Annotated in this window: 16 protein-coding genes; 7 read left to right on the forward strand and 9 right to left on the reverse strand. The window is 63.0% G+C overall.

The window, feature by feature from the left end; all coding sequences use genetic code 11:
* Nucleotides 1-10: 10 nt before the first annotated feature.
* The 3 genes from KY495_RS20150 to KY495_RS20160 all read right to left on the reverse strand — a co-directional run bounded on the left by KY495_RS20150 (nucleotide 11) and on the right by KY495_RS20160 (nucleotide 3,016).
* On the reverse strand, nucleotides 11-751 hold the full coding sequence (locus KY495_RS20150; RefSeq protein WP_219881101.1) for an ABC transporter ATP-binding protein: 741 nt from the start codon (nucleotides 749-751) through the stop codon (nucleotides 11-13).
* Nucleotides 736-1,572: a universal stress protein gene (locus KY495_RS20155; RefSeq protein ID WP_219881102.1), complete on the reverse strand. Its 837-nt coding sequence runs from the start codon at nucleotides 1,570-1,572 to the stop codon at nucleotides 736-738. Before KY495_RS20155 ends, KY495_RS20150 begins: the two co-directional genes overlap by 16 nt.
* 169 nt (nucleotides 1,573-1,741) lie before the next feature.
* Nucleotides 1,742-3,016 (reverse strand): phosphatidylserine/phosphatidylglycerophosphate/cardiolipin synthase family protein, encoded by a 1,275-nt coding sequence (locus tag KY495_RS20160; RefSeq protein ID WP_219881103.1) that lies wholly within the window; start codon nucleotides 3,014-3,016, stop codon nucleotides 1,742-1,744.
* A 247-nt stretch (nucleotides 3,017-3,263) separates the two neighbouring features.
* On the opposite strand from KY495_RS20160, the gene KY495_RS20165 reads away from it, so the two are divergent.
* Nucleotides 3,264-3,479, forward strand: coding sequence for a BON domain-containing protein (locus KY495_RS20165; protein ID WP_229518389.1), 216 nt, complete (start codon nucleotides 3,264-3,266; stop codon nucleotides 3,477-3,479).
* Between the two features lie 147 nt (nucleotides 3,480-3,626).
* Here KY495_RS20165 and KY495_RS20170 read toward each other — a convergent pair whose 3' ends face one another.
* From KY495_RS20170 to KY495_RS20180, 3 genes are all read right to left on the reverse strand, one after another.
* Nucleotides 3,627-4,562, reverse strand: coding sequence for a mechanosensitive ion channel family protein (locus KY495_RS20170; RefSeq protein ID WP_219881105.1), 936 nt, complete (start codon nucleotides 4,560-4,562; stop codon nucleotides 3,627-3,629).
* A 235-nt stretch (nucleotides 4,563-4,797) separates the two neighbouring features.
* The gene (locus KY495_RS20175; RefSeq protein ID WP_219881106.1) at nucleotides 4,798-5,163 is read right to left on the reverse strand and encodes an HPF/RaiA family ribosome-associated protein; all 366 of its coding nucleotides are present in this window, start codon (nucleotides 5,161-5,163) and stop codon (nucleotides 4,798-4,800) included.
* Nucleotides 5,164-5,273: 110 nt separating this feature from the next.
* Nucleotides 5,274-5,750 (reverse strand): PepSY-associated TM helix domain-containing protein, encoded by a 477-nt coding sequence (locus KY495_RS20180; protein ID WP_219881107.1) that lies wholly within the window; start codon nucleotides 5,748-5,750, stop codon nucleotides 5,274-5,276.
* Between the two features lie 189 nt (nucleotides 5,751-5,939).
* Here KY495_RS20180 and KY495_RS20185 point away from each other — a divergent pair, with 189 nt between their 5' ends.
* Nucleotides 5,940-6,419 carry an arsenate reductase ArsC gene (locus KY495_RS20185; protein WP_219881108.1) on the forward strand — a complete coding sequence of 160 codons (480 nt, stop codon included), beginning with the start codon at nucleotides 5,940-5,942 and terminating at the stop codon, nucleotides 6,417-6,419.
* Between the two features lie 87 nt (nucleotides 6,420-6,506).
* Here the strand turns inward: KY495_RS20185 and KY495_RS20190 are convergent, their stop codons facing one another.
* The 3 genes from KY495_RS20190 to paoA are packed head-to-tail and all read right to left on the reverse strand — an operon-like array spanning nucleotide 6,507 to nucleotide 10,372.
* The gene (locus KY495_RS20190; protein WP_219881109.1) at nucleotides 6,507-8,771 is read right to left on the reverse strand and encodes a xanthine dehydrogenase family protein molybdopterin-binding subunit; all 2,265 of its coding nucleotides are present in this window, start codon (nucleotides 8,769-8,771) and stop codon (nucleotides 6,507-6,509) included.
* Nucleotides 8,772-8,774: 3 nt separating this feature from the next.
* Nucleotides 8,775-9,725 (reverse strand): xanthine dehydrogenase family protein subunit M, encoded by a 951-nt coding sequence (locus KY495_RS20195; RefSeq protein WP_219881110.1) that lies wholly within the window; start codon nucleotides 9,723-9,725, stop codon nucleotides 8,775-8,777.
* Nucleotides 9,722-10,372 (reverse strand): aldehyde dehydrogenase iron-sulfur subunit PaoA, encoded by a 651-nt coding sequence (paoA, locus tag KY495_RS20200; RefSeq protein WP_219881111.1) that lies wholly within the window; start codon nucleotides 10,370-10,372, stop codon nucleotides 9,722-9,724. Before paoA ends, KY495_RS20195 begins: the two co-directional genes overlap by 4 nt.
* A 672-nt stretch (nucleotides 10,373-11,044) precedes the next feature.
* On the opposite strand from paoA, the gene KY495_RS20205 reads away from it, so the two are divergent.
* The 5 genes from KY495_RS20205 (at nucleotide 11,045) to KY495_RS20225 (ending at nucleotide 19,637) form a co-directional block, all read left to right on the forward strand.
* Nucleotides 11,045-11,377 (forward strand): hypothetical protein, encoded by a 333-nt coding sequence (locus tag KY495_RS20205; RefSeq protein WP_219881112.1) that lies wholly within the window; start codon nucleotides 11,045-11,047, stop codon nucleotides 11,375-11,377.
* Between the two features lie 790 nt (nucleotides 11,378-12,167).
* Nucleotides 12,168-13,565, forward strand: a complete 1,398-nt coding sequence (locus KY495_RS20210; protein WP_219881113.1) for a hypothetical protein — start codon at nucleotides 12,168-12,170, stop codon at nucleotides 13,563-13,565.
* The gene (locus KY495_RS20215; RefSeq protein WP_219881114.1) at nucleotides 13,562-14,227 is read left to right on the forward strand and encodes a chromosome partition protein MukE; all 666 of its coding nucleotides are present in this window, start codon (nucleotides 13,562-13,564) and stop codon (nucleotides 14,225-14,227) included. The genes KY495_RS20210 and KY495_RS20215 overlap by 4 nt, the downstream gene beginning before the upstream one ends.
* Before the next feature lie 11 nt (nucleotides 14,228-14,238).
* The gene (locus KY495_RS20220; RefSeq protein WP_219881115.1) at nucleotides 14,239-18,642 is read left to right on the forward strand and encodes an ATP-binding protein; all 4,404 of its coding nucleotides are present in this window, start codon (nucleotides 14,239-14,241) and stop codon (nucleotides 18,640-18,642) included.
* Nucleotides 18,639-19,637 (forward strand): hypothetical protein, encoded by a 999-nt coding sequence (locus KY495_RS20225; protein ID WP_219881116.1) that lies wholly within the window; start codon nucleotides 18,639-18,641, stop codon nucleotides 19,635-19,637. The genes KY495_RS20220 and KY495_RS20225 overlap by 4 nt, the downstream gene beginning before the upstream one ends.
* Nucleotides 19,638-19,730 lie beyond the last annotated feature (93 nt).

A 19,730-nucleotide genomic window follows, 5' to 3' on the forward strand; every position in this document is an offset into this window, starting at 1 on the left:
CGTGACTGGCCTACCATGACAGCTCTGCCGGCGACAGCTTGTGCTCATTGGCCTGTTCGCTCTGGATGCGCCCGTCGCCCAGGCGGATGACCCGGTCGGCCATGCCGGCAATGGCCGCGTTGTGGGTGATGACGATGGCCGTCGTGCCCAGGGTGCTGTTAATGCGGGCAATGACGTCGAGCACCAGCTTGCCCGTGGCATAGTCGAGGGCACCCGTTGGCTCGTCGCACAGCAGTACGTCGGGGCGCTTGACGATGGCGCGCGCAATGGCCACGCGCTGCTGTTCGCCGCCGGAGAGCTGGGCCGGGAAATGGTGGCTGCGCGCGGCCAGCCCCACCAGGGCGACGGCCTCGTCCACCGGCATGGGGTCGGCAGCAATGTCCGTCACCAGCGCCACGTTTTCGTGCACGGTCAGGCTGGGAATGAGATTGTAGAACTGGAACACGAAGCCGACATGGCGGCGCCGGTAGGCGGTCAGGTCGGCCTCGCCGGCGGCGGACAGATCGCGCCCGCGAAACAGCACCTGGCCGCTGCTGCCGGTATCGAGGCCGCCCAGGATGTTGAGCAGGGTTGATTTGCCACTGCCAGACGGCCCCAGCAGCACCACGAACTGGCCCCGTCCGATGTCAAGGTTGACGTCGCGCAGGGCGTGCACGGCCACTTCGCCGGCGCCATAGGTCTTGCTCAGGTGGCGGATGCGAAATACCGGTGCCGGCGCCGGGGCGGTGCCGGCCGCTAATGAGCCATCCATAGGGGAATGGGGGAATGGGCCAGCAGATGACGCGTCATGCCGCCCAATAAAAGCTCGCGGAAGCGGGTGTGGCCGTAGGCGCCCATGACGATCAGGTCGGCCTGTTTTTCGCGCGCGAAGTCCAGCAGGGCCTGCCCATCGTCGTGGCCGCCGGCGCGCACGCTGACCTCGGTCGGCACGCCATGGCGGGCCAGGTACAGCGCCATGTCGGCACCGGCCTGCTCGCCGTGCGTGCCCGGACGCGCCTCTGGCTCCAGCACCACCACGTCCACTGCCGCCGCGCGCTGCAACAGGGGCAGCGCGCTGGCAATGGCGTGCACGGCCTCCGGGCTGCCATTCCAGGCCACCGTGACGCGCTTGCCCAGCGCGGGGCCGGCCCCGCCCACGGGCAGCACCAGCACCGGGCGCGGAGCGTTAAGCACCACGTAGTCAGGAAAGTCGGAGCGCAGGCGCGGGCGGAATTCGTCAGGCGCGCTCTGGCTCACAATGACCAGGTCGCTGTAGCGTGCCTGCATGCTGATGCCGATGCCCGCTTCATCATCGATGCAGCGTTGTTCCAGCGAGAGCACGCCGGCGCGGGACGCGGCAGCCTCGAAGCCGGCCAGCGCTTGGCGCGCGTCGGTGCGCAGATTGTCGATGGGCAGCGCCGCCATCCCGAGGCCCACGCCGTAAGCGCTCACCGGCAACAACTCGGTCTGCAGTCCGGTCATGGCCGCGCCGACCAGATGCGCCTCGTAGTCCAATGCCAGTGCGATGCCGGCAGCGGTACGGTGGGCCGAGCGGGCGCTTTCATCAACGTGGACCAGGATGGTTTTGTACATGGCGGTTGTCCGTAGTGGGAGGGCGGACTGTCAATGTACGCCGACCGCCCCGGCGCCGTATTTGACCTGCATCAAAAATTGATCGCTAATGCCGGGAAGCTGGGAGCAGGGTTCGGCTTTGCCGGGAGACGGTTATGCCTCTTCGCAGCCACGCCATACCGACGCGCGGCTACAGCTGGGAGCTGATCAGCCCGGCGCCGGCATCGAGCAGCTTGTCGAGCGCGCCGCGCGATTCCCATTCCGCAAGCGTGACCCGGCGCGAGCGGCGCAGGTCTTGTTCGAAAATGGCGTGTTGGTCGGCCGCGAACTGACGGTCATAAATGTTAAGGTTTGCTTCATCGTTGATGGCAAACGAACGCGCATCGAAGTTGGTGGAGCCAACCGATACCCACAAGTCATCGACAATCATTACCTTGGCATGGTACATGCTCGGCACGTACTCGTGGATCTCGACGCCGGCGCGCAGCAGCGGCCCCCAGGTCGCGCGCGAGGCACGGCGCACGATTTCCCAGTCCAGATGTTCGCCAGGGAGAATGATCTGGACCTTGACCCCGCGCCGCACGGCCGCCACCAGGGCATTCACGGCCACGGTGTCCGGCACGAAGTACGCGGCCGACATGCGAATCACCTTGGCGGCACTGGTGATCGACAGCAGATACATGAGCTGCATGCTTTCCGCACCGCCGCCCGGTGAACTGGTGAACACCTGAGCCTTCTGGCTGCCAGCAGCTTGCAGCGGCGGCAGGTAAGCGTCGCCGTGAAGGACTTCTCCCGTTGCCTGCAGCCAGTTGTCGATGAAGGCGGCCTGCATGTGGCCCACCACCGGTCCCTGGACCTGGAAATGGGTATCGCGCCACTGCGTCGGATGCTGCCCATTGCCGCGCCACAGGTCGGCAATGCCCACACCGCCGGTAAAGCCAATCTGCCCGTCCACCACGAGCAGCTTGCGGTGGGTACGGTTATTGAGCAGGTGCAGGTTATACCAGTGCGGCGTGTTATAGCGGCGCACATGGACCCCATTGTTTTGCAGGTGCCTGAGCTGCGCGTCATCGAGTTGCCCGCCGATCCAGTCGAGCAGGACATGGACGCGTACCCCGGCACGCGCGCGCTCGGTCAGCGCGTCGACAAATTCCTGGCCGATCCTGCCTGACCAGAAGATATAGGTTTCAAACGTGATGCTGTGGCGCGCGCTGCGGATGGCGCCCAGCATGGCCGGGAAAATCTGTTCGCCATTGAGCAGTGGCTGAACCTTGTTTCCCGGCGCCAGATCGGGACCGAGAATGACGCCCATGGTCCGTTCAAACTGCGGATCGGCAATGGTGTAAATGCGTTGGAAGCGCTGGTCGATCTGCTTATCGCCAATGCTCAGGTTCAGCACCAGCAGCGCCGCCACGATAGTTGCTGCGACGGCCAGTGCGACAGGGCGCAGGCGCTTAGTCCGCATGGTTTTGCATTGGTGAGGGAAAACAGTGTTTATATGGCACCATCATAGCGGAGTGGGCGGATCGGTGGCGCGCAGCTGGAACTGGCGGCGCGATCGACAGTCAAACAAGCCATGCCGGCTGCTTTCTGGCTGGCCCTACGCCTTGACGGAGAAAACCATGGACCGTGCCAATTCTTTTAAAGCGCTATGTGTTGCCCTGCTGGTTCTGGCAGGGTGTGCTACCGATGGAAGCGATCGCAGGATCGGCGTGGCGATCAGCGATACGGCCATCAGCGCCCGGGTCAAGGCAGCACTGGCTGCCGATCCTGACGTCAAGGCCCGGGACGTGCAAGTGGAAACTTTTCGCGGCACTGTCCAGCTCAGTGGCTTTGTCGATTCGCCCGACAACATCCGCCGCGCGCTCGATGTGGCGCGCGGGGTAGACGGGGTGCGCGAAGTTCGGAATGCCCTGATCGTCAAATAAGCGGCCGAACTCGGGCAAGCCCGCGCCGGCCATGTGATCTGCCCGGGGTTGGCCGCATGTCATGGACAGTGGAACCGGGGCAGCCAAGCCAGATGCTGGCCGAGGGGCGAGGCTCCGGCCTGCAATGGCGGGATCGCTGCGCGCCTCTCACGGGTACTTGCCCGACGATGCGTGGGACACCGTGGTTTCCCGCGACGGCGGCCAGCCTTCACGCTGGCGGGCACGGTCGCCGTCGGTGTCTTCGGTCTGGTCATGAAGCAGGATCTGGTGGGTCGGATAGGGCAGGTCGATGCCATTGCGCGTCAATTCGGCCTTGACGGCGCTTAGCACCTGATCGCGAATGTCGAGCGCATCAGCGCGTCGCGGCGGCTTGATCCACCAGCGAATGCGGATGGTGACGCCGGAATCGGCATATTCAATCACGAGGGCGTCTGGGGCCGGCTCTGCCTCGATGCCGGGCAGCCGATCAAGGACGCCCAGCATGATGTCCTTGGCCTTGAGGATATCGTCGCCATTGCCAATGGTCACGTCGTATTCCAGCCGGCGCGTGGGAAAGGCTGTATTCACAATGAATGAACCCTTGAACAACTCCGCATTGGGAATGACGACCAGGCGCCCGTCATAGGTGCGGATCATCGTGGCGCGCGTTTCAATGGTCTCCACAGTACCTTCGAAGGCGCCAAAAATGATCTGGTCGTCGATGCGAAACGGCTCGGTTATCAGGATCAGAATACCCGCCAGGAAATTCTCGAAAATATCCTTGAATGCAAATCCAATCGCAATACCCGTGATGCCCAGGGCGCTGATCAGATTGGCCGGCGTGAAGGAAGGAAACGCAATGGTGATGGCCAATAGCAGGCCGACGAGAATAATGCCCCACTGCGCCATGCGGCCGAGCACCGTCACGAGGTTATGGTGAAAGCGCCGCTCGTTGACATGCTGCACCAGCCGTCGCGTCCAGCGGGCCACAAACAGGAACAGGATGAAAATGACGATGGCAATGCCAATGCCGGGCAGAAGGCGCAGCGCTTCGTGGCCTAGTTGTTCCAGACGCTCATATGCGATAGATAGTTGTATGTTCATTGTCAGGGTGGAGCGGCGCTTTTCCTGCGGCAAGACGGCGGGAATTGCCCCGATTGCACAAGCTGTTCAGGCGAACGATAAACGAAAACAGGCAGGGCATGGCGCCCAATTCGTCCGCGATGCGGGCCGGGACGCCGTCGTGACTGCCATGGTGAAGCAGACGAACGCTGCGCCCAGGCTATCCGGTGCCAGCAAACCTTGAGCAAGATTCGGTCAGGACGGCCCTGGCGAGCCCTTACAGGTTCGGGTCTTCCGGATCGCGGTGGCGAATCGATTCACTACGTTTTTCCGCTGCATCGCTTTTGCCCATGGCAGACTTGATGGCGCGGTGCAGTTGACCCGCTGCAGAGCTGACGGCCTGGTCGATTGTCGGCGCGCGGCTTTCGACGGCCAGCGGTTGCGATCCCTTGATGCGCGCTTCCAGCATGCAGCGCTTGTCGTCGTCACCACCCTTGGCGCCATTGACATCGTTCAGATGGACCTCGACCCGGGTGATCACGTTGGCCACGTGCTTGAGTTCCTGTTCCAGGTCTGCCTGCACCCGTGCCAATAGTTCCGGCGTGCCGACAATACGGTTATCGCTGTTGAGTTGGATCTGCATGGTATGCCCTCTGTATCGATTGAAGAAACATCAGTCTAGCAGTGATGGCTTTTTGATGACGCCGGGGTGGCGCCAGCGAACCGCATGTGCGCCAGCGCGCTGCTGCGCAATCAGTGCGTCATGCGCGCCGATGCCGGGCCAAGCGCGCGGTCGCTGATCGCTGGCAGGGACGGCATGGCGGCGCGGCACGCCTGCGGCTCTTTCCACCAGATCAGCACACCTGTCACGCTCAGCAGCGCCACGGCCAGCCCGGACAGGGTGATCACGATGCGAAACGGTATGCCCCAGATCGACGCCATATGCAGCGTGGTGATCCAGCTGGTGATGGTGTCGCCCGCTGCCTGTCCCGTCGGCAGCCGGTAGCCGAGCAAGCGGCCCGTCCGGGCATCGATATAGATGGAACTGTGGCCGTACCGGTCATTGATATCACGGTCGGTGCGCACGGCCAGGCGAAAGGTTCCCTGTCTGGGGTCGAACATCAGGCGGTCTTCATTGATCACCTGCAAATTCTCGCGCGTGGCGACAGCGGCCAGCGCGCGCCGCGCCGCCGCCAGCGAAGCGGGCCAGCCCAGCTGCGGCTGGGCCATGGGCGCTTCGCGCTGCGGCTCCCGACCAGGCGCGCGACACACTTCCTGGCAGCTCGTGGTCCAGGGCGACGCGCGTACGGGCACGCTCAGCCATTTGTGCTGTCGACGAAAGTATTCCAATTGTCACTGTACTTTCATGGTTCGATGATTATAGAATCATGGAACTATTATTTGATCCGAGGTCTTCCCATGAACGTCCTGTTTCTCTGCACCGGTAACTCCTGCCGCTCCATACTCGGTGAGGCCACCTTCAATCACCTGGCTCCTGAAGGGTGGACGGCCATGAGTGCCGGCAGCAGGCCGGCTGGCTATGTCCATCCGCGGTCGCTTGCACTCCTGGCGCGCGAAGGGATTTCCACTGCAGGTTATGTCAGCAAATCATGGGATGCACTGCCGGCCACGCCGGACATCGTGATCACGGTGTGCGCCAGCGCTGCCGGTGAGACCTGCCCGGCTTACCTGGGACCCGTGCTGCGCACGCACTGGGGCGTGGAAGATCCAGCCCATGCCACAGGCTCGGAAGAAGAGATCGATGCTGCCTTCATGACCGCCTATCGCATCCTGCGCGCCCGCATCGAGGCATTCCTGGCGCTTCCGCTGGACGCAATGCAGGCGGACCGGGCGCGCATGAAGTCTGAGCTTGACCGCATTGGCACCGTGCTTGCCTGAGCCGGCGGGGGGGCGGGCAGGCTTCGCGGACCGGCGCACGTGGCACTGGGAGGCATGCGCAGCCTCCGGTGCCACGCGTGTGAAGGGCTATGCCGAACGCGGCATATGCGGCATCAGCTTGTCGAGCGTGACGGGATACTCGCGCACCCGCACGCCGGTGGCGTTGTAGACCGCGTTGGAAATGGCCGCTGCGACACCGCAGATGCCCAGTTCGGCAATGCCCTTCGCTTTCATGGGTGAGGACATCGGATCGGTCTCGTCAAGGAAAATGACCTCCTGGTGCGGAATATCCGCGTGCACCGGGATTTCGTACGATGCCAGGTCGTGATTGACGAAATACCCGAGCCGCTTGTCTACAGCCAGCTCTTCCATGAGCGCGGCGCCCACGCCCATCGTCATGGCCCCGATGACCTGGCTGCGCGCCGTCTTGGGATTGAGGATGCGCCCGGCGGCGCATACCGCCAGCATGCGCCGTACCCGCACCTCGCAGGTGACGGCATGAACGCCGACCTCCACGAAATGGGCGCCAAAGGTTGATTGCTGGAAGCGGTCCTTGATGTCGCCGTACTCAATGAAGTCTTCTGCCACCAGTTCGCGTTCCGTCACGGCCTGGCCCAGCGGCACGCTGCGTTCGCCGGCGGCGACCATGCCGGCAGCAAAGATGGCGCGCTGCGGGTCCAGCCCGGCGCCCTTGGCCACCATGTCGCGCAGCTTCATGCAGGCCGCGTACACGCCGGCCGTGGAATTGTTGCCACCCCATTGCCCGCCCGAACCGCACGAGGCGGGAAAGCTTGAATCACCCAGGCGCACCTTGATCCGCTCCAGCGCAATGCCCATCACTTCGCTGGCCGTCTGCGCGATGATGGTATAGCTGCCGGTGCCGATATCGGTCATGTCCGTTTCCACCGTCAGATAGCCGCGCCGGTCCAGGCGCACGCGGGCGGCCGACTTGGTCAGCATATTGTCGCGGAAGGCCGAAGCCATGCCCATGCCGACCAGCCACTGGCCGTCGCGCACCTGGCCTGGCTTGGCCGAGCGCCTGGCCCAGCCAAAATGCCTGGCGCCCGTTTCCAGGCACTGCACGAACTGGCGCTTTGAAAAGGGGGGATGGGGATTGTAGGGCGCCTTTTCCTCCGGCTTCTTGGACTGGGGATCGGTCGAACTGTCCTTGCGCGGATTGTCGGGCACCACCTGGGTGTCGTTGAGGATGCGAAATTGCACCGGGTCGATGCCCAGTTTTTCGGCCATTTCGTCCATGGCAACTTCCAGTACGGCCATGCCGGGCGCTTCGCCTGGCGCGCGCATGGCGTTCGCTTCCGGCAAATCCATGACGGCAACACGGTTGGCCGTCATGCGGTGTTCGCCCGCGTACAGCGAGCGCGTCTGCGTGGCGCCGTTTTCCGGGCTGCCATCCGGCAAGTTGCCCGAGGCACTGTCGTGGGCAATGGCGGTGATCTTGCCATCGCGCGTGGCACCAATCCTGACGCGCTGCAGGGTGGCCGAGCGGTGCGTCGTGTTATTCGGTATCAGGGCCCGCTGCAGCGTCACCCGGACCGGGCGTCGCGCCGCCTTCGCGCCCAGCGCGGCGAGCACGGCGTCCGCGCGCAGAAACAGCTTGGCGCCAAAACCGCCGCCAATATAGGGCGACATGACATGGACCTTGGCCTTGGGAATGCCCAGCGTTTTGGCCAGGTCGCCCACGCTCCAGGCAATCATCTGGTTCGATGTCCACAAGGTCAGCTCGTCGCCATCCCACGCGGCGATGCTGGCATGCGGCTCCATCATCGAGTGACTTTCGTGGGCCGTGGCGTACTCGCCATCATGGCGCACCGGTGCCGAGGCGAACGCACCGGCGAAGTTGCCAACCTTGGTTTCGGCGGTACTGTCCTTTTTGGGCGCCGCCGCCTTGCTGCGCACGGCGTGCAGGTCGAATGTGCCGGGCTCGCGCTCATACCTGATGCGCACCAGGTGGGCTGCGGCGCGCGCCTGCTCGAACGTTTCCGCCACGACCAGCGCAACGGCCTGGTGATAGTGCTCAATGCGCGGACCGCCCAGCAGCATGGCCGTATTGAAGTTGCCCTTGTTGAGTTTGCCGGCATTTTGCGCGTTGACGATGGCAATCACGCCCGGGGCGGCCTTGGCAGCGGACAAATCCATCGACACAATTCGCCCCTTTGGGATGGCCGAACCGATGATGTAACCGTGCGCCTGGCCCGGCACCACATCATGCCGGTCCATGGCATACGGCGCCGTGCCGGTGGTCTTGAGGGGGCCGTCGACGCGGTCGACGGGCTGGCCGACCACCTTCAGCTGGTCAATCGGGTTGGTCGTTGCGGGTTCATTGAATTTCATGGCTTACCCTTTAGCGTCAGCAATGATGGCGGCCAGCGTGCGTTCCACCAGCGGCACCTTGAAGGCATTGTCGTCGGTGGTGCGGGCGCCGGCCAGGAGGGCGGTGGCCACGGCCCGGGCGCCTTGCGGTGCTGCGCGTTCGGCCGCCTCCACCCGCCAAGGCTTGTGCGCCACGCCGCCCAGGGCAAAGCGGCCACTGCCATCCTTTTGCATGATGGCCGCCACCGAGACCAGCGCAAAAGCATAGGACGCGCGGTCGCGTACCTTTTGATAGGTGTGCATCCCGCCTGCGGGGGAGGGAAGCGTGACGGCCGTGATCAGTTCGCCCGGCGCCAGGCTGTGGTCGATATGGGGCGTGCTGCCAGGGAGCCGATGCAAGTCGGCGATGGGAATGACGCGCGTACTGCCGCTCGGTGCGATGGTCTCCACCTGCGCATCAAGCACCCGCATTGCCACGGCCATGTCGCTGGGATGGGTCGCAATGCAAGCTTCGCTGGTGCCGACGATGGCGTGCAAACGGCTGAAGCCGCCGATAGCGCTGCAGCCGCTGCCGGGCCGGCGCTTGTTGCACGGCTGGTTGGTATCGTAAAAATAAGGGCAGCGCGTGCGCTGGAGCAAGTTGCCGGCGGTGGTGGCCTGGTTGCGCAGCTGGCCCGATGCGCCGGCGACAAGCGCGCGCGTCAAGACAGCGTAATCGCGGCGCACCCGGGCATCGGCCGCCAGGTCGCTGTTGCGTACCAGGGCGCCGATGCGCAGCCCGCCGCTGGCGGTGGTGTCGATGCGGTCCAGCGCCAGGTCGTTGACGTCGATGAGGTGGGCCGGCGTTTCAATTTGCAGCTTCATGAGGTCGAGCAGGTTGGTTCCCCCGGCGATGAAGCGCGCATTGGGAATGCGGGCCGCGGCGGCAGCGGCCTCGGCAGGCGTCCTGGCCCGTTCGTAGGTGAAGGATCTCATCGTTTCACTCCCGCCACTTCGGCAATGGCTTCCTGGATATTCGAGTAGGCACCGCAGCGGCACAGGTTGCCGCTCATGCGCTCGCGAAATTCGAGGGGACTGGCCTGCACGGCGGCATTGAGGTCGCCCGTGACGTGGCTGGGCGCGCCCTCGCGCAGCTCTTGCAGCATGCCAACGGCCGAGCAGATCTGGCCCGGCGTGCAAAAGCCGCACTGGAAACCGTCGTGCTTGACGAATGCTGCCTGCAGAGGATGCAGGCTGGTTGGCGTGCCCAGCCCTTCAATGGTCGTGATGTCATGGCCTTCCTGCATGACCGCCAGCGTCAGGCAGGAAGTCACGCGGCGGCCGTCAATAAGCACGGTACAGGCGCCGCACTGGCCCTGGTCGCAGCCCTTCTTGCTGCCAGTTAAGTGCAGCCGGTCGCGCAGCGCGTCAAGCAGGGTAGTGCGTGGGTCGACCATGAGCTGGTGCTCCGCGCCATTGACGCGTAGCAGAATGCTCATCAGTACCGGCGTGGCCGGAATCGCAGGCTGGGCCACCGCGGCAGCTTCGGCAGTTTGCATCAGCCCGGCGGCGGCCGCCACGCCCCCGACGGCAACGGTGGATGCCTTGAGCAATTGCCGGCGGTTTGGGTCAAAGTCGGACATGAAAATCCTTTCCTGATAAAGGGCGTGGCACTGGTGTTGGTGGTGGCGTGGCAGGTCGGGCCGTGGGAGGTTTCTGTATGGCTCCGATGCCGCGCTGCGATCGATACGAGAAAGATAACGTGATTACGGTTTTCCCGGCGTTCACTATGCCGGATCCATGTCTGGTGCGACGCCCAAGCACGGCTCATACTACGCAGCCCCGGGCCGTGGTACGGGTCTTGTCACCCGGTCCCTGTGGGATCACACTTGCTCGCAATCCTACTGAATTACAATAGCGAGCAAGAGCGAGTCGCCTGTACGCGACTCAGGAACGGGCCGGGCCCGTCATATACGCCAGGAAGGATCAACGTGAAAATACTGCCCCGGGCTGCCGCAGCCCTTGTAGTGCTGACGAGTATTGCCCTGGGACTTAGCGGCTGCAAGCGAAGCGGGGATGCCCCAGCCGATGCGGTCGCCCCGCAACCGGCCGCTTCCGTCTCACAGGTTCCTGGCGCCCCGGCCAGCCCGCCAGTGCCGGCACCGGCTTCCGAACCGACTGCTGCCGCAGAAGCAAACAGCGGTCAGCCACCTCCCACGGTTGCCCAAACGCGTGGCCAGGCAACTGTGACAGCCGGCAGGCCGAAGGTGTTGCGCGCGGTGCGCACTGGCGCGCAGCCCGGCGCGGATCGTATCGTGTTCCAGTTCGATGGCCCGGGTGTTCCCGCATGGCAGATCGGGTATGTCGAGCGGCCCGTGCGCGATTGCGGAAGCGGCGACGAAATGCCCGTTGCAGGTGAGGCATTGCTGCAGATCCGCTTCACTGGCGCGCAGGCTCACACCGACACGGGCGTGGCGACCACCGGCCCGCGCCGCCGTCCGCTTGCATTGGCCAACTTTAAGGAGCTGGTGCGCACTTGCGATTTTGAAGGGGAAGTCAGCTGGGCAATCGGCGTGGCCAGTCCCAAAGCCTACACGTCGCGTATCCTGTCGTCGCCGTCGCGCCTGGTGATTGATGTGGCGCATTGACCGGCTGCTAGCCCCGGGCCCGTGTCTTAACGTTTGGCGGCCACCGCCAGCCCGAAATCGGCGCGGCATTTCACGCCGGGAGGTAAAGATTTACTTCACCGACTCATGAAGTAAGTCTGTAACTCGTCGGAAGGTTTGTTTGCAGCGATCGAGTGTCGGTGGTACGACATTGCTTGCCTGTGGCCAATGGTCAGGCACATAGCCATGAGCCGAGGCAATGGTGCTCCATCGATCGCGATGCGCAATATTGCTGTAAATCTGTTCCAGCTGCCCTACGGCGAGCACACTCTCACGATCGACAAGCCACTCAGCTGCAGCTCAACATTATCTCCGTCCCATGAACGTAATTGCTTTTTGGGGGGCAGCCGCATGTGCCTGTGGTGCTGCGTGCGCGACGCCGGCAACCACCGGTGCGCCCGCCGCGCGGGCATACCGGGTGGCGAAGAAACCATAATCCAAAGAACAAGCTGCGATTGTGGCCGGCCCGAGCACAGCGCCCGACATGTTCGATATCTTGGCGGCGGCCGCAATCCGCTGGAAGTGGCCAAGACCAAGTATTCCGATGACCCTGGATATATTGCCTATTGCCGTACCGATCCGGGATGGAGCCACCTGGGGCCGCCAGCGGTGCCGTCGAGCGGTAGGCGGAGTGGCTTTTCGATGACGATGTCCGTCGGCTCCCGCTGAAACGCGCTTTTGCGCATGTGCGAGATATCGTGCGACAGGTCAAGCCGTCGATGCTTCCACCGGGTACACTCGATTTTTTTGGCTATGGGCTTCTTACCCCGACATGGGCGCCGACAATCCTCCCGACCAAACGGACGCACCGTCATCCGTCGCCGAAGTCATCGCGGAGGCATGGCATTCGAATTTTGCCCTGAGCCTGGGTAGAGAGGACGCTGCCTTTCTGGCCGGGATACACGCCTATCTGCTCGATGCGCCCGAACCGGGCCTGGGTGAGGAAACGCTGCGCCGCGTCTTTGCTCCCGTGTATGAACTGGCACAGTCAGGGGCTGACAGCGAAGCCCAGCGGGCGACGCTTACGATAGGGCGCTTGAGGGGGCAGGGGATCCTCTTGCGCACGGACTTTGGCGGCCTGGCCAGCGAGGGCGAATTTATCCTCTCGCCGCTCGGTCTTGCACTGGCCAAGTCGATGGAGAAGGAGCGAGAGCTCACCAAGCGCAACCTGTCCTTCTTGTTGATGCATATGCGAACGGTCCTGGCCGACGTTCTTCGTGCAGCTCCAAACGCGGACTCGACACAGGAATGGGAAAGCCAGGTTGTATGGCCGTTGCGCGACATCGTCGTCGAGCTGATCCGGATGGTCGACCAACGTCAGCGTGGCCTAGACGCAGCGCACAAAGTCCTTCGCAAGGAAATCACCGAACTCGTCGACAGCGAATGGGCCGATGCGATCGACAGTTGCATTGCAATGATACGGCGCGTCGACAGGACACTGCGCGAGTTGAACGAGGTATTGAGCGAGCATGTCGAACATCTTGACCGTCAGCTGTTCGATCTGGCCCTGTATGGCGCCAAGCACCCAGAACTGCCAGTTCTGCTCGATCGCACTCGCAACCAGCTGTTACGGCTTCAATCCTGGGGTGCGCGACGTTACGAGGAATGGCATGGCTACTACCGGAATGTGCAGGTGTTTATCCGCGATGTTGTTCAGACCGACCCAAGCAACCTGTTGCGTAGTCGATTGACCGAGCAGATCCGCCAGTTCCACGCTAGGCCATATGGTCTGTTGGGAGTGTGCCCCGAGCCCTTCCTGCACTTGCGCGACGTAAGCCGTCCGGCGCCCTCGGCGCCGCTTATGGTGCCGGACGAGCTCCTCGTTCATGGCACGGTTACCGACTATGCAGAGCCGCCGCCGGACAAGATCGAACTTGCGGTCGTGGCCCTCGTGGCACGTCTCAAGGAAGAAGGGGAGATTGCCATCGTGGACGCCGTTCGGGACGTCGCCCCCGGTTTCTCCGATAGTGCGCTTTTCCGCTTGCTCATGCGCGCCACCCCCGTGTTGCTCAGGCACGGCATGACGACACAGTGGGTTTTTGAACAGACTTGGTCCAAGCTGTCCGAACGCCTGCATGCGCAGTCGCTAGACTTACTCGCACGCGATAGAGCCGGCGATCCGGCGGCAACGCAGCTTCCGGCGCCTTCTGATGAACGAGCACAGCAATGACCTATCAGTCCCTGGAGCAAGTAATTGCCGATCCGCTGTTTGTGCGCGCCGACCTCGATTTGCGGCGCGGCAGGCATATCGGCGCCGATTACGATCCCTTCCTGTTCGACTTCCTCACCGCCGCTAAGCCCTTCCTCGACAGCTTCTACGGACGCTACGAGGCCAGCCTCCTAGCGCGGGAGGAAGGCTATTTCTATCTGCTTCCGGACCGGTTGGCAATACCGCCACCGCTGGGTCAGCGCAAACTCACCGCCATGGACATGCTGGTCGGCCAATCCCTGGCACTGATGCGGATCGATCCGAAGTGGCTCGAAACGAACCTGCGCATACCGGATATGGCGGTAATCGGGCTGCTGGAACAGATTCTTGGGGAAGAGGGCCTGCTGCGCTTCATTCCACGCCGGCGCGGCAGGGACGTCGACCAGGATGCGCGAAAGCTGCGTGAAGCTTTCGCCGTCTCGGTGCGCTCACTCGAACGGCAGTGCTTCATCAAGCGTGAGGGGCGCGGCGAGACGGCCGTGATCCGGCCGCTTGCCGCCATCATGCGTTTCGCCGATCCCGTACGTACATCCGGCGAGCTTGACGTGGCGTTGCAAAGCTTGATTGCCGACGGGCAGATCGCGGAGGGAAGCGACGACCCGGATGCGGAATCCGACGCCTGAATGGAGCCCAGATGACACTGTTTCGCGCCTACGCAAAGCGCCTCGTGCTTGCCAATTGGAAGGGCATCATCTTCCACAGCTTCGACCTGGATCGTCATGTGACCGGTCTGGAAGGCCAGAACGGCTCCGGCAAGACGACGGTGATGGCTGCCTACGTCACCGCCATCCTGCCGAACCAGCGACTGCTTTCATTCAAGAACATCAACAGCGGCGCGCCTGCTGCGCGGGGCGATGGCGGCGTGTGGGGACGTCTCGGCGGCGAGGGCATCAGCTATACGCTGATCGAATGGATCACCCCGCGCGGCCAGAGCCTTTGGGCCGGCGTCGCGATGACGCGCGGGGCCATGCCTTCGATCGACATCAAGCCCATCACCATCCATGACCTGTCACCTGATGCCAGCCCGTATGACATCCTGTTGCTGCGGGAGAAGACGGGCGCCGTTGTGCCGACCTTGCCGCAGTTGCGCGAGCACATCGCCATGCACGGTGGTCGTTTGACCTTACACAAGTCCTTGGCCGACTACATGAAGTTGCTGTTCGAGCACGGCATCACGCCAATGCCGATGACCACTCATGAGGAGCAAGAGCGCTTCTACCGGGTCTTGTCCACGTCGATGGAAGGATCGGCGCTGGCGACGCTGATCAAGACCGGTCTGCGCGACTACCTCCTTTCGCAGGATGCGTCGCTTGAGCGGCGCGTGTCGCTAATGCGCGAGAGCCTGGAGCAATGCCGGCAGAGCAAACGCGAGCTGGAGCGCGCGCAGGCGGCACAGCTCGAGATCAGCGGGCTGTTCGACGCTGCGTGGAAGATGTCCTCGTATGCCTACTTTGGCGCACGGGGCCGTTACGAGCACGAGACCAGGCTTTGGAAGGACCAGGTTCTCGCAACCAAGCACATGAAAAGGCAACACCTTGCCGACCAGACCAAGGTGGCACAGCTTCTTCAGCGGACGGAGGAGCTGAAGCGGGAACTCAGTGCGGCCCAGGTCGCCGCAGATAACCGCAAGCTGGAACTCCAAAATGTCGAGAAAGCGCGGTTGTTGAAAACCGAGCTCGAGCGCGCACTAGAGGCGCATGGAACGATCCAGCAGTGCGCCGACGAGGCGTGCGGACGATGCGGCCGCGCCGAGGAAGCCGAACAGCACGCGGCACGGGCGCTACAGCACGCCCAGGACGAACACGCCCGCATCGCCGGAGAGCTCGCCGACACCCAGAAGGCAGTGGAGGGCCTGATCCGGCGCGTCACCGAGCTTCACGTTGCGCGCACGCTGCTGGCCGATGCGCAGGACGCGTTGAAACCGTCCCGGCTGGACCGAAACAATGCGGCAGCCATGAAGCTGCAGGTCGATCGGCAGTATGAGGAGAAAACGCACCGCCAGACAGAGGCGCAGGCGGAACTGGACGCGCTCACTTATCATATACGACGATTCGACGACCTGCTCGAGAAACTGCAATGTCTTGCGCGTTTGGAGAAATGCGAGCAACCAAGCGCTGCGAGCGCCTACGGGCAGGCGCTTGCGCTCGAGACGAAACTCCGAGAGCAAGGCATGCAAGCCGAGCGCATCGACAGTCTCCAGAGCGAACTGGCGCATGCAAGGGACGCGGCCAGGCAGCAGGCTGAAGCAAGGAGTCTGGCCGGGGAATTGGGGATTGACAGCAGCGCGGCGCTGTCCGAGAGCTTAGCCGCGGCGGATACCAGGCTCGGGCAGCTGGAGGGTGAACAGGCCGACGCAGAAAGAGAAATGTCCGAAGCCCAAGATGCGCTTGTCGAAGCCAAGGGGAGACTCCCATCGCTGGAGGATCTGGCGCGCCGCTACGGCGATGCGCACAAATGTCGTGAGGGACTCGCTGCGCTGTCACCGGAGTGGTCGGCCGCAATGGAGCTGGTCAGCCTGCTTGCAGCGGTCGAGGTGGGGCGGCAAGACCTGTCCAGTACTGAAGAACGACGCCGGATTGCCGAATTTACCTTACGCGAAACATCGGATCACATCACCAGCCTGGAGCACTACACAGGGTTGCTCGACGTGCGCCTCGGTACCGTAGCCGCGCACGTCGACGGTCAACTGTTGGCTTCCCGCTTTGACGACCTACCTGCAGAAGACGCCGCGCAGACCGAAGCGCGGCTGGGTATGTGGACTCAGGCGATCGTGGTGGCGGCGCCCGAGTATGCCGCCCGCCAGGCGTCCGAACTGTGCGATCGCCCCGATAACCTGCTTTTCGTATCGGAGCAGGCGATGGTTGCGATTGGGGAAGTGGCCAGCCTCGAGGACAGTGTCGTCGTTGCGGAAACGGTGCACGGAGTGCACGCCGCGCGCCTGACCCGCAAGCCGCAATATCCGGTTCTTGGACGACATGCACGCGAAAAGGAAATCGCACGTCTACGGACGGCCCGAGACTATCTCGAAAGCGAGCTCGGCGAGCTGCGTGAGAAATCGCGGATCCTGAGAGAGTCGCTGCGGCTGGCGGAAAGACTGCTCGCACTCGGCCCTGCGGCCTGGTTGCCGGATCCCCGTCCAGCGCTCCTCGCAGAACAGGTGAATGTACGTGGCTTGACGCAAGCGATCAGCGAATGTCAGACCCGGATCTCCGGGATGCGAGAGAGCACCGCTACCTTGCGCCGGCGTCGTCAACGCATGGCGTGCCTCGATTCACGGCGCAGCCTGCTGGACCCGCCGGGCCACGCGGAGCGCGTTGCGCAGGTTGAGCTACAGCTCGAGAACGCACGCGCCGCGCAGGCCTGGCTCGGGCGACACGCCGCGGGCGTGCGGCAGATTCTGGACGGCCTGCCGATCCTTGCCAAGGTCGTGGAAACAGAGCAACGAGAGCGACTGGAACAAGATCTAAACGACTACCGGCGCGCACGCGACCGCCTGGCATACCAGCGCGAGGCGCTGACCAGGCTGTTAAGTGTCATCGAACATCTCGATCGCGACGGAGAAGAGCGGACCTACTACGAAAAGAATAGCGTCATCACAGCGCTCCAGGAGAAGCTTGAGCCGGCCCGGGCGCGGATGAAAGCCGCCGAGGCCAAGCTGCATACACGGCGCGGCGAGTTTGACGCAGCGCGCACCGCCCATTCGCAGGCGTCGGCTGCGCTGATGCAGGCAAGCGAAAAATGCAAGGCGCTTGATAGCGAACTAGTCCTGACCGGTGTCCTCGGTACTGATGAAGAAGTCGCACTTGCCCGACAAGCGTATAGCGCCGCCAGTGCCAGCTCCTCGCGGCTCGCCGCCGAGTGCGAAGAAACCAATAACTCGTTCATTGAGCAACGCACTTGCTTGAAATCACTGGACGAAAAGTTACGGGAACAAACCCAAGCCGCCGCCCACCAACTCTCGGCCGTTCGCAACGAGCGCCGTGCGCAGCGGGAACTGGATCGGGTCGTTGAGCAGCTGGAGCTGGGCGGAAAGATCGATTCCGATCTCAACCGGCAGCAGCACTTCCCGACGGGCAGTCAGATCAATGCTTTCCAGTTGTCGCAGAGCCAGCAGGTGCGGCTACTCGATCGGCTGCGACCATGGCCTGAAGTATTACTGGACCTGAAGCGGATAGACGGTTTCGATGAACCATCCGGAGAACGGCGTGCGGTCCAGACGTTGCGCGCCTGGGACCGGATACGCCGCCATATCGAGCAACGTATTCCCCGCAATCTGGCCAGCGCGGACGATCCGCAAATAGCGCTGGCACAGATGTCCGAGAAGATGAGCGAGTTGCAGCGCACGCTTGCGGCCCAGGAGGAAGACATGCGTTCGCGCTCATCGGGTCTGGCGGACGGAATTGCCGCCCGCCAACGCTCGGCCAGGTCGCTGGTCATGCGTCTCAATCGGGAGCTGGAACAGGTGTATTTCGGGTCTATCCGAGGCTTGCAGATCACCCTGAGCTATCCGGACGACATGGCAAAGATGCTCGCATGTCTGAGGAAGGACAGCAGCCTGTCGTTGTTCGATTCCGGCCTACCGCTCGAGGAAACGCTGGCCCAGCTGTACCAACGCGAAACCAGTGGCACAATCCGCGGTGCGCTCCTGTTTGATTACCGAAACTATCTGCAGCTGCGGCTCGAAGTGAAACGCATCAACGGCAAATGGGAAGCCACCAGCGAGGTGTCGACCGGTGAAGCGATAGGCGCAGGGGCCGCGGTCCTGGTGATGATCCTGCGCGCCTGGAACGAAGAGGCCAACAGGATCTCCGGATCTGCCGGATATGCGATGCAGCAGATCTTGCTCGACGAAGCCAATCGGTTGGACGAGCAGGCGCTCGATACCCTGACCGAGTTTTGCCAACGTATGGACGTCCAGGCACTGGTAGCAGCTCCTGGGCTGGACAAGCCTCGCCGTTCGACCGTATTTCAGCTGAGTCGTGCTCTACGGGGCCAGGATGAGTTTGTAACTATACGCGGCACCAGGATCAGCGCGTGAACTGGGATAGCGATGAGTTGCGCGCGGCTGCCCTGAAACTCCTGTTGTTGGCAACGCTCCGTGAAACGAAAGTCGCGGCGCCATTGCTGGCGGAACTGGAAGAACTCGGTATGGTCGCGCCCGGCACGCGCAAGGGGGAGTTCCGTCTGCTGGCGCAGCAGGAGGACAAGTTCCGCCGGTACCTCAGTGTACGCTGGCCGGAATTTGCTGAAACGGAGCAGGCGTTTTCCGCGCGGCCGACACTGATTTCGGCTATTGCGCTGAGGGCGCTGCGACGGGCGCCGCTGAAGCTGCCGGCAGGCATAACGCAGCTCAACCGGAAGACGTGGTCCGCGTGGGCCGGGGCGCATTCGAAGTCGGGATGCGCTACGCCGCCGCCGGGCATTCTCTTGACCAGCGACGAAAATCTGAGACTGCGCCCCAATGCGGGCTTGCAGATCATTGGGGAACAGGGCGGGACGCTAGACGCCGACGTCTGTCGGGCACTGTTCGGAGAACTTATCGTGCCCGAACGGGGTTTCTCACGCAACTGGCATGTCACAGGCGTATTGCCCTGGCTTGTCCTGACCGTAGAAAACATCGGCGCCTACATCGACATTACCATACCACCCTGGCTACTCCTCGTGCACGCGCCCGGCAGAAATACTCTTCTGGCTACCCGTTTTATCGATCGCTTGCCGGCTACTGTCCCTTGGGTGCATTTCGGAGACCTGGATCCCGCCGGCCTCGACATTGCTCTGTCCATGCGTGGTCCGCAGACAGGGCGAACGCCTGTACCCTGGATTCCACATATCGCCTTCGAACTGCTGGAGACGCATTCATTACCGCTTAGTTCGCCGTGGCCGACACAGCATCTGCCGCAGAAGCTGTTGGAGCATCCGGTATTGGCCTGGTTGATCGCGCACCAGCGCTGGCTGGAACATGAGTCGATCGTTGTACTATCGGGCTTGGTCGAAGACGTTACGAAGCTGGCAGAGATGCTCCGGGAAAGATGAGTGGACCAGCCCGAATCTTGTACATGCTCCATCGTTGAGAACCAACCACTGCGCTTGCGGTCAACCTCAGAAGGGAATTTTTCATTAAAAACA

Source organism: Massilia sp. PAMC28688 (assembly GCF_019443445.1).
GTDB lineage: Bacteria > Pseudomonadota > Gammaproteobacteria > Burkholderiales > Burkholderiaceae_D > Telluria_A.

What these genes read in the sequence shown, in the direction of transcription:
- KY495_RS20150 (WP_219881101.1), bottom strand. Translation starts at nt 751, where the DNA reads ATGGATGGCTCATTAGCGGCCGGCACCGCCCCGGCGCCGGCACCGGTA.
- KY495_RS20155 (WP_219881102.1), bottom strand. Translation starts at nt 1,572, where the DNA reads ATGTACAAAACCATCCTGGTCCACGTTGATGAAAGCGCCCGCTCGGCC.
- KY495_RS20160 (WP_219881103.1), bottom strand. Translation starts at nt 3,016, where the DNA reads ATGCGGACTAAGCGCCTGCGCCCTGTCGCACTGGCCGTCGCAGCAACT.
- KY495_RS20170 (WP_219881105.1), bottom strand. Translation starts at nt 4,562, where the DNA reads ATGAACATACAACTATCTATCGCATATGAGCGTCTGGAACAACTAGGC.
- KY495_RS20175 (WP_219881106.1), bottom strand. Translation starts at nt 5,163, where the DNA reads ATGCAGATCCAACTCAACAGCGATAACCGTATTGTCGGCACGCCGGAA.
- KY495_RS20180 (WP_219881107.1), bottom strand. Translation starts at nt 5,750, where the DNA reads ATGGCCCAGCCGCAGCTGGGCTGGCCCGCTTCGCTGGCGGCGGCGCGG.
- KY495_RS20185 (WP_219881108.1), top strand. Translation starts at nt 5,940, where the DNA reads ATGAACGTCCTGTTTCTCTGCACCGGTAACTCCTGCCGCTCCATACTC.
- KY495_RS20190 (WP_219881109.1), bottom strand. Translation starts at nt 8,771, where the DNA reads ATGAAATTCAATGAACCCGCAACGACCAACCCGATTGACCAGCTGAAG.
- KY495_RS20195 (WP_219881110.1), bottom strand. Translation starts at nt 9,725, where the DNA reads ATGAGATCCTTCACCTACGAACGGGCCAGGACGCCTGCCGAGGCCGCT.
- paoA (WP_219881111.1), bottom strand. Translation starts at nt 10,372, where the DNA reads ATGTCCGACTTTGACCCAAACCGCCGGCAATTGCTCAAGGCATCCACC.
- KY495_RS20210 (WP_219881113.1), top strand. Translation starts at nt 12,168, where the DNA reads ATGGGCGCCGACAATCCTCCCGACCAAACGGACGCACCGTCATCCGTC.
- KY495_RS20215 (WP_219881114.1), top strand. Translation starts at nt 13,562, where the DNA reads ATGACCTATCAGTCCCTGGAGCAAGTAATTGCCGATCCGCTGTTTGTG.
- KY495_RS20220 (WP_219881115.1), top strand. Translation starts at nt 14,239, where the DNA reads ATGACACTGTTTCGCGCCTACGCAAAGCGCCTCGTGCTTGCCAATTGG.